This window comes from Crocosphaera sp. XPORK-15E, from assembly GCF_034931425.1.
In the GTDB taxonomy this organism is placed as follows: domain Bacteria; phylum Cyanobacteriota; class Cyanobacteriia; order Cyanobacteriales; family Microcystaceae; genus UHCC-0190.
Genome location: NZ_JAYGHQ010000008.1, coordinates 170,710 through 183,823, shown reverse-complemented (window position 1 = coordinate 183,823; position 13,114 = coordinate 170,710). Strand labels below are relative to the sequence as shown.

Below are 13,114 nucleotides of genomic sequence, written 5' to 3'. Positions count from 1 at the left end.
GAGAATGAAACAGCCCTGATTCTAGGCTGTTTTTTTCGTCATTTGGAAAAAGCTATCCCATAATTGCTTTTGGGTTTCTATTGCTAAATGCGCTGTTACTTGTTGAGCATTGAGGGAAGAATTGATGAGTTCTCGTTGAAAATCTAGAGCTTTCTCTAAGCTTTCCGGGAAACTTGTCTGACTTGTCCCACCATCCATACTATCTATCAATTTGTAAATAAGCTTTTGCTGTGACTCAAACAACTCAGTTTGGGACTCTTCCCAGAGTTTTAAAAGCTTTTGGTTCGACTCATTAAACTGTTTTTGAGAATCCGTAAAAAAACTACTATTACTCATTAGATTGTTACTCCCTATCATCAGAAAATTGGGTAGAAACCCCGTCCTAAGCGCGATAGCGGAGGACGGCTTTGTATTTGTCCCATTACCGCCTTGGGGTTGCTTGATTCGGTGTGCTTTTGTATTGCACTTTCAATGGGACAATTACCATCTCAAACCTTACAACCCTGTACGCATAATGTTTTGCTCTTAAGGAGCGGGTGTGGTCTTGGGGGTTTCCCCCATGAACAACCCGCGTGAGCCTCCCATTTCTGGGGTAATGTTAGCTTCGACCTGTTACAAGAGCTTGTTAGGCTGAAAGCACTGTCTCAGTGACCTTAAGACTGTTTAACTTTCAACGACAGAGCAGGGGACTAGCTTCGCATCCGCAGGGTGTCTTGACTCAAGTAACGGCTACCCTTCGACAAGCTCAGGGTGGTCTGGTCAGAATGGCTTGCTAGATTTCTCTTTCAAGCCTCATGCCTAAAGGGCTGAGGTTCCTGACTATTGAGCATTTGAAGTCGTAGTATCATTATAGCAGGGGTTGTCGGGACTGTGCGCCATAAAATGTGGGGCTTGAACCCCTAATTTTTCGGTAATATTAGTCCTTCGACGATGGATTCTTGCCGATCGCCGCGCGTAAGGAATCAGAGAGTTTATCGGCCGTCCGCGCGGCTATCAATCCCGAAAAAGTAGCGACCCCAACCGTTGCGAGGCAAGTTAGGGTGGAGCCTGTCGGGCCACCGACCCCCTGCACCATCGCCATGGCTGTCAGAGGTAGCCGATAGCCACCGGCGATCCCGGCCGCCGCCCCGGCCGCCCCCGCCAGATCCGATGACACCCCGAAGGCATCAGCGAACACCCGGCCCCCCAAGTCACCGATCGCTAGGAAAGGTACAAACACTCCACCACACCCTCCCGCCACAACCGCGGCAGTGGTGAATGCCGCTCGGAGCAAGGATACTGCCAGCAGGTGGTAAGGGGTAGGATCTGCGGTTTCGGCCCAGACGATGGCCGCTCCACCCGGACCGAAAGCCGCCGCCGGAGATGCGATTTGTGCTATCACGAGTGCCAGCACCAGCATGGCCAGACCCCCGAACAGCAGACGAACAGCCGGACGGGTCTGTAAGCCTCTAGCCCAGTAGATCGCCTCGCCCGATAGGGATGTAATAACACCCGCGAGTGCTCCGATGAACAACGCGGCCCCCACCGCGTTCCACAAGTCAGCAGGGGGAACCCTAGGCACGACCAGCCGGATCAGACTGAGGTTGAAGACAATGTTGACCCCCCAACCCATTAGTCCCCCCGCTAACATCGCGGCCGCCCGTTCCGGGGTAAGGGGAATTTTTCGGCGCAGCCCCAACTCGAACATGAAGAAGCTACCCACCAGAGGGATACCCATTAGGGCTGACACCGCCGCCGCACCACCACCGATCGCGGAGGGACGTACCAGCCAGCCTAGTCCTGGATTGCGGCTACCCACCCAGACTCCTGTCGCTACGCCGATATGGGCCGCAGGGGATTCGGTTCCCATCGCCACTCCCAACCCGACCGTGGACAAGATGGCGAGGGCGCGCAACGGGGCCCGCTTCCAAGGAAACCGCTCCTCTACTCCGGCCGTGTTCACCACGTCACCGGTCAGATCGGCTCGAGCGACATCATGAGGGAAAATGTACCAACTCAGTTTAGCAGGCCGATCAAGATTTTCGTCCTGAAGCGGAGCTAATGTTTGTAAGGGCGCGCCCTTACCTAGTCCGTTCAGTACCAGTACCGCTAACGTAACACCGAGCAGTGGCAGAAGCAGCATCCAGAGAGTCCCTAGGCCGGAGACGAAATCGAGAACTTGCTTGATCGCTTGAGTCAGCATCACCGCAGTCAGGGAGCCAACCAACCCTCCGAGGGAACCACCGATCGCCCATGTGCCGACTCCCTTAAACAGACGTAGTAAATTGCTATTTGCCATATATTTCTTCGTGATCGTTGAAATGCTTGTCAATTCTTAAATTTAGGGGTTTTCACTCATCCGAGTGCATTAAAAAACTTATCCGTTCCGATTCCCCGAATTAATTCCAAAGGTCGGCGTTTGATAATCCGTCGGTAGATAATTTTCGGGAATGGTTGAATGATTACCATCGCGAAGGGCGAAATAATTGGGAGATAGGATCTCGATCCCAACTTCGTTACATTTATCCTGCATATTCTGATGTAGTTCCGAATAGATAATTGGAAACAATTGCGGTTGATCGGTGTACGCGTTTAACTGATAGGCCACTGAGAAATCATCGAGACTCGATTGCAGGACGAAAGGAGCGGGATCGGCGAGAATATGTTCTGTCGCTAGTGCCGCGTCGATGAGGACAGTGTGAACCTTTCGCCACGGCACATCGTAACCTAGCGTAATCGTGGTTTGAAGGATCAGGGGACGATCAAATTCCCTCTGGGAGACGCTAAGATTCACCACGTTCGTATTTAAAAGAGCCGAATTCGGGATCGTGACGATGCGATTCGCGGGAGTACGGACGCGGGTAACTAATAACGTTTTCTCGATCACGTCTCCCGTCACATCGCCGATCGAGATAACATCCCGCAGTTGAAACGCGCGGGTATAGATTAAAATCACTCCCCCGACGATATTGGAGATCACCGAAGTGGAACCGAGGGAAAATAAAATCCCGATAAAAACCGATATCCCTTGAAACGCGGGAGAATAAAACCCCGGCAGGTAGGGAAACGCGAGTATCGTGGCTAGAGCTATGATGAGGAATTGCAAAATATTATAGGTCGGCCCCGCCCAGTCGGGATAAAACCCCTGCACCCGAAGATTTCCCTGCTTGATCGCCGTAAAAAATGGTCGGATCGTTTTCAGAACATAGTAGGTGATCGCGGCGATGATAGCGACGATGAAAAGATTCGGCAGATAAATGGCGATCTGTTTAGCGACCAGATCCATCGCATCGAGGAAATAGGTGAGAAAGTTATCGCCGAATGGTCTCGTCCACGGGAAGAACCGTAGTACGAAAGTCAAATAGAAACAAACTAAGGTTAAAATTACCAGAAAGCGAAGGAATTTCAGAATCCGCAGAACAATATTCCCGATTCTCTCCGGTGACAGGATTTCAAAACTCTGAATTCCCCATCCCGGAACTAGCGAGACGATCACCCGTCGGATCGCGAAAAAAATTCGCTCCGATAGGAATAGAATCGCGGCGATTAATAAATATAACACCACCGTGGTGATCGCTGTATAGATCGCGCCCCGTAATAAATGATCGGCTTGGCGAGCGCTCCGGTAGCGTTTGATCGCCGTTTTCACTTCCTCTAGCGCGTGGTTCGCTATTTGCGTCTGGGTTCCCTGATACAGTTTGGCATCTTGGGGGGTAACGGTGAGGATCACCTTATCCCCTAAAATAATCGAGGGGGAGTTATCCGTCGGATCGACTCGAATCGTCAGATCATTCGGAGAAAGACTGTGATCCGCGGCAATTTTCTCGATCCGTCGCGAGATAGAGAGCGCTCTCTCCTCCGCGTTCAACGGCCCTGTACCGTGATGCACCGGAAAGAGGGTATAACCGTCTATGGTTACGGGAAAACCTTCTCCAAGGGTTTCTAGGGTAGCCTGTGGTGACGGGCTAGGATTGGGGGTTTGTTGTTGAGCGTATCCCGTTATCGAAAGACCCAGTACGAGGAACAAAGCAAGACAAAAACCGATAAGAACGTTGCGGAATCTTTTCATGGCCTAGTGAAGTGCGATGTGGCGATCAATCGGTCGGAAAAACTATTATAGACAATGTTATCACCCTTTCTTTAAGTTAGTAAAGGTTACGAGGAAATTTCCTCCATCTCCTTCAATTTTGCTTTTTTGTTATCTCTTAATGATTGTTTGATGATAGGACTTAACCAAGTAAAATATAAAGCAATGGATAACAAGAAAAATCCTAACCCCAATATTTTAACATTGTCCCAATTCTTCATCATAATCATCATCCCTAACAAAAATAGAGATAGTTGCCAAGGAACAGCAATAAACGTAGATATAATATCAAATTTATGTTCTCTCGTTAACCCTTTACTAAATTCTCCCCAGAAGCCAAAAGGTTTGGTTGTATTATAAAAATTTTCGACTACTTTTTTATCGGTTTTATAGGCTTCGGGAGTTGCATAAGTGCCAATAATACAGCCTAATAATGAACAAATAGCAGGGACAAAAAAGAGAATATATTCTTGATTTTGAGGATTATTTGTTAAGGGTAAAATAACCGCTTTCGTCAGAATTGCTGCAATCATTCCCCCTAAAGTTCCCCAAGCAAACCCATAACCATTAAATTCCCACCAATACCACCGTAATAATAGAGGAATTCCTAATCCAACTCCTAACCCCAAAGATAACCAACCCCAAATCTCATTAATATTACTCAAATTAAAGCTAAAAAACAACCCGACCCCAACAATTAAAATAGAAGCTAAACGACTTTGAAAAACTAATTTTTTATTGTGTTCTTCAGAATCAATTTGAGTCCCTTGATTTTGATGCTTTTTGAGCATATAAGGTTCATATATATCATTTGTCCAATAAGCAGCACTCGCATTAATAATTGAGGAAAAAGTTGACATTGCGGCGGCCATAAAACAAGCGACCAATAATCCTTTTAAACCTGTAGGAACATAAGTATTGATGACAATGGGTAAGATTAATTCAGGGTCAGTAATAGGTGAACTATGAGTTAAACCATAGTGAATCCCTAACATAGCAAAAGCAGCAATCAGGGGCCAACGAAAGGCCATTGAAACAATCCAAAACAAAGATAAAAATGCAGTATCTTGTTCACTTCTTGCCGCAAAATATCGTTGAGCCATATATCCTCCTGCCCCGCTACAACCTTCAATTACTGTTTTGAGGAGGTAAAATAATATGACTCCACCAAACAGATTAAAAATTGCATAATTACCAGGCAAATCTGCTGTAAAAGGAGGATAAATATTACTCCAGTCTGCAAAATTCCAATCCTTAATCAAGAAACTATCACCATCAGGAATAGATACGGAAAATGTCTCAGGGAGTGTCACCGTTGTCCAAGATAACCAGGAAATATAAATGACTGCACTAAGAATTAATAGCCCTTGAAAAACATCCGTCCAAATTACTCCACTAAAGCCACTAGCGATGGTATAAACTGCTGCTAAAACCACTAATAATATTGAAGCAAAGCGATCATCAATTCCCATTAAATTGCCAATAAATTTACCGCCACCAATGGAAAAATAACTCATTGCCCCAATAGCAAAGACAATATTAGAAACAGCACTAATAAGACGGGCAAAATCTCCCCCTTTGCCTTTTCCAAAGCGGAAAATCATCCACTCTGCCGTCGTCATGACTCGCCTTTCTTTTCCATTTTCAGTAATAACTGCCCTTCTTGTCCATTTTCCCATAAAAATCATTAAAAATGCCATAATTAGCACAATTCCGCCCCGAATCTCAATAAAAAAGCCTTGAGTTCCCAAGGCATAAACCAGGGCAGCAATAACCATTGTTCCAGCAATATCCACATTAGAAGCCATTCCTGAAGCCCCTAACGCCCACCAGGGGAAATTTCCTAAGTGATAGTCTTCTAAACTTTGTTGATCATCATTTCTGCGTAATGAACGCCATAAACCAGGAATATCTTTTTTATTAAACAGGAAATAACTAATATCTTTTCTTTTGCGAAATAAAAGGGGCATAAAGCCAATAATCAGCGTAACAATTAAGTAAACTAGGATAATGAGATAATCAATAGGTTGCATAGGCGTTAGACCATAAGGGGATTAGGGCAGAAGCATAACACTCCTAGTGCCAATTAGTCAAGCTATCTCGATTAATAAATCTTTACATTTTTATCGATGATAATTTTAGCTTTAATATTGGGAATAATAACTATTAGGAATGACGCAACGGCGACCTAATTTGTGTTTTTTGTAGGGGCAATTCATGAATTGTCCCTACAAGTAGCTTCTGTAAAAATTATTCATATTACGGATGACAATAAAATGGCTAATAATGGTAATACTTTAAGAGAAGATAGTAATAATCTAGTTAGTTTGGATTATAGTGATATACTGAACAAAATTATTGAAGTTTTACAAAGTGATAAATCTCAGCAACTTTTTAAAGTGTCTGAGGACGGTAAGCGACTTCTAATGAATATTGATGAAATTGCTTATCAAGTTGCTTGTTTATCTATTGCTAGTCCTTTTAGTGATACAGCTAAAGGTACTAAATGTGCTTCTATTAACTTAAGAACAGATTTAGAAAATCAGTTTAGCAGTCAGCTTAAAAATATTCAGAAAAAAATCAAGCATTTATTGCAAAAATCTTTACGTAAACCTGACAATCAAAGTCGATCAATTCAAGAATATATAGATAGTATAGCAATACCTTTAACTGATTTTAAAGGAGCCATAGAAAATAACAAATTAGGGTTTAATTATCCTTTTGATAAGGAAAATAATGATTTACAAAAGCAACGGTTAACTGTTCCCAAAGATCATCCAGATATTAAGCCATTATTAAGGTTTCATAAGCTAACAATTAATGTCAAAAAACCAACCAGTTTTTTAGCTGAATTAAAAAATAGTTTAGCGAATTTTATTGATGGTGAAGAAGACGATAAAAATAGATTCTCTGAAGATGAGCAAGAAAACTTAAAAGAAATTCTTGAAAGTTTATTTGAAAATCAAGATCAGCAAGATAATGGAATTGGTTTAATCAAAAAGCTGATGGTAGAAGAAGCTTTAGGTAAACTTCAAAAAGCTGCTAAAATTCAATATTTATATTTTTTATATGAGCAAGTTAAAACTAAAGATAATGCCATTTATCTCAAAGATTTAATCAGACGACTTGAGATGATAGAAACTTATATTAATGATAAAAATAAACCTGATGAATATTATAAAGTTTATTATCAAGGAGTGGACGTTAATTATCGGGAATTTTTCAACACTTCTTATGCTTTTGAATATTTGCCAATTATTCCTAAAATAGAAGGTTACTTAGGAGAAATTAACGATAAAAATAAGGAACAACAAGAGTTTGTCTTTGGATTAAAATTAAAATTAAATGGCAAAGTACAGACAGAAGGAGGAATTGATTCTTTTAATTATCATCTTAGTTGTCTTGATTTAGATAGCAAAGAAAATAAAGATAAATTAGGAAATGAAATTGAGAAAAGTAAACTGATAACAAAAGCCTTAAAAATTGTCTTTTTATATTACTTTGTTTTTGCTTCTCGTAGTAATCCTTTAGCTGATGATTATGAAAGATCTTCAGAATTAAATTATGATCCACAAAAAGGATTTGAACAATTTATTTTGCCAATTCTTAAGGGTTCTGATGATCAAAAGAAAAAGAACTTATTTAATCAAATTAAAAAAGGATTTGAACAATATAATATCCCAGTTAAAATTAATAGACTAAAATCTTTATTGACAGACTTAATTAAAAACCCTAATTCTTTAAAGACGGGAAAATATGACCTTAAAATTAGTGTTAGTAAAGGTATTTTAGAAAAAGATGCAGATACTATAGATAGTAATAATACCTTATTTAAACCAGGATTAAATACTAAAGCTGCTTTAAAATATATTTCTATTGATAAAGCATCGGTTAATAGTGAATCATTGTGTCGTCTTACAGTTGAGATGAAAATCAATGATATTCGCTACTTTCCAACTCAAGAAAAGCAGACATTTCGTATGGAGTATGATTTACGAGACATAAAAACTATCCCTATTGTTTTATTTCCCAAAGAAAATCGATGTCAAACAATTTATAACGATAATTTTAAAGAGAATAACCTTATTGTTTGTTATTATAACTATGAACGTCTCAAAAAAGAAATTTTTAATAATGCAGATAATCCTAAAGCTTTTTGGTATCAGCTAACTTTTTCTTTATTAAAATATATTAGCTTGAAAGTCTTCTTAGATGAAGCAAAAAACCCCTTATTTATTCCTTTATTACGTCTCCATTTGACTGATGGGGAAGATGCTTCACCAGAAGAAAAATTCATGAGATCTTGTTCTTATGTTTTATCTCATATTTTCAATGAAAAGCATCGTTTTAGTTCTCAAGGATTTTGTATTAAGAACATTAATACATTTAAAATTCGTAATAGTCTAAGTTCCCTTTATTCTATTCTTCCTAAAATCTTTTCTTTTGATAATTATAGACCTAAATTAGATAAATTAGCGATCATTGTTGTTTCTAGTCGAGAATGCGATCGCCATCATCAACATGATTATAAAATTACTAATATGATGGGAGAAGTCATTTGTCTATATCGTCAAAAAGATCAGAAAAAAGATCAGACAATTAGACTGTATAATCAAGGAACTTTTGCTAATAATTATAATAGTCAACAGATCCATAATAACCCTGATATTTTAATTGAGAAAGTAAATGAACTTTATAAGCAAGGTTATCGTCATTTTTTATATATTGCAAAATCTCCCTATTCTAGTTCTTTAAACATTACAGGAACAGATAAAGACCTATTTTTTATGTCACCCCAAATTATTCGAGCTTTAAAAGGAGATAAAGAAGACATTAAAATTTATCCCATTTTCTTTGATAAATATTCTGCTGTTAAAGTTAAAAATGCTCAACTAGAAGTAAATTCTCTTTATATTCAAGATCCTTCAGAATTACTGACAATTATGGAAGATTCTAGTCAACAATCACTTGTATTTTTTAATTTATTTAATGGTATTACTATCGCTAAAGATACTCACTATAATGGAGTCATATCTTATACAACCTTATTAAATATTTATGAGGGAATTTTAGATGATATGGATATTCGTTTAGGATTAATTAATGATAATCAGATGAAAACTGATCTGCTTAACTATCTGACACTTTTTCATTTTTCTCGGTATGAAGCAGCGTCAGGGAAAATTAATTTAAAATTAGATCCTTATAAAAAACTAATTGGTGATGACTCTGTGGGTGCATTATCAATCTTTAAACATAGTAATAATAAAACTGAGTTTAATTCCCTAGCTTTTCTTGCAGAAGTCAGAAGATTGTTAAATATTAAACCAGATAATGAGGAAACAGAGTTATGTCAAAGTTAGGAGAAAAATTAGGATTTTTGTTTGAAGTTGGGTTCAATATTGGACTCCTGACTTATATTAAACAAAACGATATTAAAAATAGTTTTGGTGATTTATACTCCCAAGATTTACAACAGTTAAAATTTCCACGAATCATTAAAAAACTAGCGGATAGTGAAAATATAAATAGTGACTCAGATCGAAAAATCATCCAAAAGTGGGTACTATTTTTTTTGCAAAAATCTTTTTTATCTGGATTAAACTTTTTTCAAGAATACCTAGATGCAATCGGAGTCAAACGAGATAATTATAAGGAGTTAGAAATTATTTATTATCAATGTTATTTTCATGGTGATAATAGTTTAGGAACTTATACTGATAAAGGAGAAACAGCAGGATATAAAGCCGTTCTTTCTCAGTTAAAAAATGTAGAACATATTGATCAATATAAAGAGAGGGGAGAATTTTTAAAAGCAGATACTTTAATGCTGGTTAAATCTAAAAATCAATATAATATCTTATGTCTTGATTATTCAATATTTTCTATTAAAGAAATTTATGAATTAGATGATGTTCACAGTATTGAAGTCCTAAAAAAAATCTTACTAAAAGAAATTAGTTATTTAAAAAGGAAAAGCGTTTTTTCTCAGTTGGGGTTAGATACTAAAAATCCAGGAATTAATTTATCTGACAGTTTAGCAACTCATTACACTGCTTTTATTACTAAAGACAAAGAAATCGTTAAAATGATACAAGCGGGAAGTTATGCTTATAGTTTCTTTCAATTTCTTGGTTATCATAATCTTCTCAAAGATGATATTTCTCTAACTTTTAATATTCTTGGATATAGCGATCGCGGTATTAGTTCGATGACGCTGAATAATAGTCAGGACAATTTAGATATCCTCAAAACTTGTCACCATATTTATAAAAATAAACCCCAAGGTCAACAAATTTCAACTGCACGTAAAAATATTTTAGACGTGATTAAACGCAAAGCAGCAAACAGCTTTAAGGATGGAAAAAACTTTCTCTATCCTATGTTAAATATTCCTGAGAATGGGATTACTTCTTTTGTTCATCAAGAGAAAATAGATGATTTTTATAGTCCTATTTCTAAGATTCCTGATAATATTGCTAAACAATTCAATTTAGATTCTAATTTAGATCTAAGAAATGCACATCAAGAATTGATTAAGAGAGAATTAGAATCTGATAAAAGTTATATTTTTTTAACAGGAAATCCTGGAATTGGTAAAACAACTGCTATTACTGAATTTTTAAAGCAAGAAAGAATTTTAAAAGAAGGCTTTTTATTACTTTATATCAGTCCAAGAATACAAGTAAATTTAGATATTATTGAAAAATTTAGCGACAAAGAAAGTCATCAACTCTGTGATGATCGCATTTTCACTATGACTACTAATTCTCATTTAATTAGTAGAAATAAAGGACAAATTACTGTTAATTATCTTTCAAATTTACACCCAAAGGATAAATTTATCAGACAAAATATTCATTTTATTAACCAAAAATCAGAATTAGACTTAGAGTATTTAAACCAATCCAGAATTTATCGTCACAGTGAAGATATACTAAAAGATCAAGGTAACAATAATAAAGGCGTTTTACGCAGTATTGCTGAAGCGATAAATACTCTAATTAGTCAACAAGAATCTAATAATATTGTTGCGACTGTAGCGATGCAATCATATCAAAAAAATCATCAAGGAGATACCATAACAAATTTATCAAGAATATTTTCTAGTGCTTATAATTCAAGAAAAGGAGAGGTTATTGATGGTGAGATGGAAAAGATAGCTAAGAGAATTAAGCATTTATTTTTTATGATAGATGAAATTACCGGAGATGAAAGCGGAGTTTCTTTTCTTCATGGAATTACGAAAATTATTGACAAACAGTTTAATTTATTGAATAGCAAATATGGATTTAATACTAAAATAATTGTTGCTGATGCTTCTATTGTTGATCCAGATGTCATTACGAATCATCTTTCTGATAGTTCACCAGAACCAAATAAAATCTTTTTTAGACAAGCTTCTAATTCTTTACCTTTATCATTACAGGATTTTGAGTTTAAGCAGAAACCCGCAGTTATTATTAACACTAATTCCTATCCTGCTAACTGTTTAAATATCACCTATAAGGTTTTTATTGAATCCCTCGAATTTGATGAGCAAATTTATAAAGAAAAAGCCTTAAAAAAAGCAATTCAAAATCAAATAATAGAAGACATACAACAACTTTTGAGAACCTATCCTTTAGAACAAATTATTGTTTATATTCAGGATAAAGGAAGATTAAAAGATTTAATTGAAAACATTGAAAAGTCTCAAGAATTTGAATATCAAAAACATTATCTAGAAATTCATGCGAGTCTATCTGATAGCGATAAAAAAGAAATTAATAAATATCTAAATCAAGATACACTTAAAGTAATTTTTACGACTGCTTCTGCAAGTCGCGGATTATCTTTTCCCAAAGTTAAACACATTCTGGTTGAAATTCCTAGATTTGAAATTGAAAAAAACTTAATGGAAGTGATTCAAGTTATTTATAGAGGGAGAGGAAATAAAGATATTGATCAACAGGATAAACAATTAATATTTTATCTTGCTGAACAAGCAATTTATGATGGGGAAGAAGACAAGGAAAATCGTCAGTTAGCGATTCAAGAAAGTGTTTTATCACTGATCAATATTTTATTGATCTTAAAAACATCAATTATGACTAGAATTATGGGGTCAGGAAAAATTGGTAAGAATGATTTTTTAATGATTCCCATTGGAGGTAAATCTATTTCTGCTGCTGGTGAAACCTTTAGCAGTAAGATTAATAGTCTTATTAAACAGCTTAGAAAAGAACATAAAAAATATGCAAATTATCAACAATTAGAACAGGTTTACAGTTACCTTGAATATATTTTAAGAGAATGTGAGATTGTTTTGAATGATTCGGTTAAATCTCAATCTCAATCTAAATCAGGAGTATCTTATCTCGATTTCCGTTCTGAATTATCAGATAACTTTCTACAAATTATTACTCATAGTTTTTATGAATTATTAAACTATTTTCCTCTGGAAAGCAGTCATATAAGTGGTAGTTTATTAGTCGTTCCCATTATTGATAAAAAGATAAAAGAAAGATATAAAATAAAACTTGAGCAAAAACCACAACAATTAAATTATCAACAATTAATCAAAAACCTCAAAGATCTTCAGTATAGTAAAAAACTTCCAGATAACTTAAAATCATCGATTAAAGATGCGATAGACTTTATCAAAATCTTATCGGAGAAACCGAATAAAACTCAAACCCTTGAACAACACAGTACATATTTAGATCAATATTATGCTATTCCTTTATTTGCTTTTATTAGTGCGGAAATTATAGAACAATATTTTATAGATAATGAAGAAGAATCAAGCGAACATAAATTTAGAGATATTCTCAGTTATTATATTCATTCACTCTACCCAGTCACCCATACCTTACCCATTGGTCATCAATATCAAGAATTTCCCTTTATTGTCTTTAGAAGTTATAGTTTAAATGAAATGAGAACTAAATTATTTACTGATAAATATTTTTTGAATTCTCATGAAATTAATGTTTTAAGTTTAATTCTTTCCACAACAGATAACTAAATGTCAAAAAAACAAAAAAATGTGTTATGATTAAAAAT

General features: G+C 36.3%; 6 protein-coding genes. 2 read left to right on the top strand and 4 right to left on the bottom strand.

All coding sequences use genetic code 11. The features are described 5' to 3' along the window. Positions 1 to 21: 21 nt before the first annotated feature. The 4 genes from VB691_RS10420 to VB691_RS10405 all read right to left on the bottom strand — a co-directional run bounded on the left by VB691_RS10420 (position 22) and on the right by VB691_RS10405 (position 6,099). Entirely contained in the window at positions 22 to 336 is a 315-nt protein-coding gene (locus tag VB691_RS10420; RefSeq protein ID WP_323291424.1) for a hypothetical protein, read from the bottom strand. 580 nt (positions 337 to 916) lie between these two features. Further along, the gene (locus VB691_RS10415; RefSeq protein WP_323291480.1) at positions 917 to 2,278 is read right to left on the bottom strand and encodes a chloride channel protein; all 1,362 of its coding nucleotides are present in this window, start codon (positions 2,276 to 2,278) and stop codon (positions 917 to 919) included. Between the two features lie 78 nt (positions 2,279 to 2,356). Next, positions 2,357 to 4,048, bottom strand: coding sequence for a mechanosensitive ion channel family protein (locus VB691_RS10410; RefSeq protein WP_323291423.1), 1,692 nt, complete (start codon positions 4,046 to 4,048; stop codon positions 2,357 to 2,359). A gap of 86 nt (positions 4,049 to 4,134) precedes the next feature. Continuing rightward, positions 4,135 to 6,099, bottom strand: coding sequence for a sodium:solute symporter family transporter (locus VB691_RS10405; protein WP_323291422.1), 1,965 nt, complete (start codon positions 6,097 to 6,099; stop codon positions 4,135 to 4,137). 189 nt (positions 6,100 to 6,288) lie between these two features. On the opposite strand from VB691_RS10405, the gene VB691_RS10400 reads away from it, so the two are divergent. Both VB691_RS10400 and VB691_RS10395 read left to right on the top strand, forming a co-directional pair. Further along, complete coding sequence (locus tag VB691_RS10400) at positions 6,289 to 9,429, top strand: hypothetical protein (RefSeq protein WP_323291421.1); 3,141 nt, start codon at positions 6,289 to 6,291, stop codon at positions 9,427 to 9,429. Continuing rightward, the gene (locus tag VB691_RS10395; protein ID WP_323291420.1) at positions 9,417 to 13,076 is read left to right on the top strand and encodes a C-terminal helicase domain-containing protein; all 3,660 of its coding nucleotides are present in this window, start codon (positions 9,417 to 9,419) and stop codon (positions 13,074 to 13,076) included. The genes VB691_RS10400 and VB691_RS10395 overlap by 13 nt, the downstream gene beginning before the upstream one ends. Positions 13,077 to 13,114 lie beyond the last annotated feature (38 nt).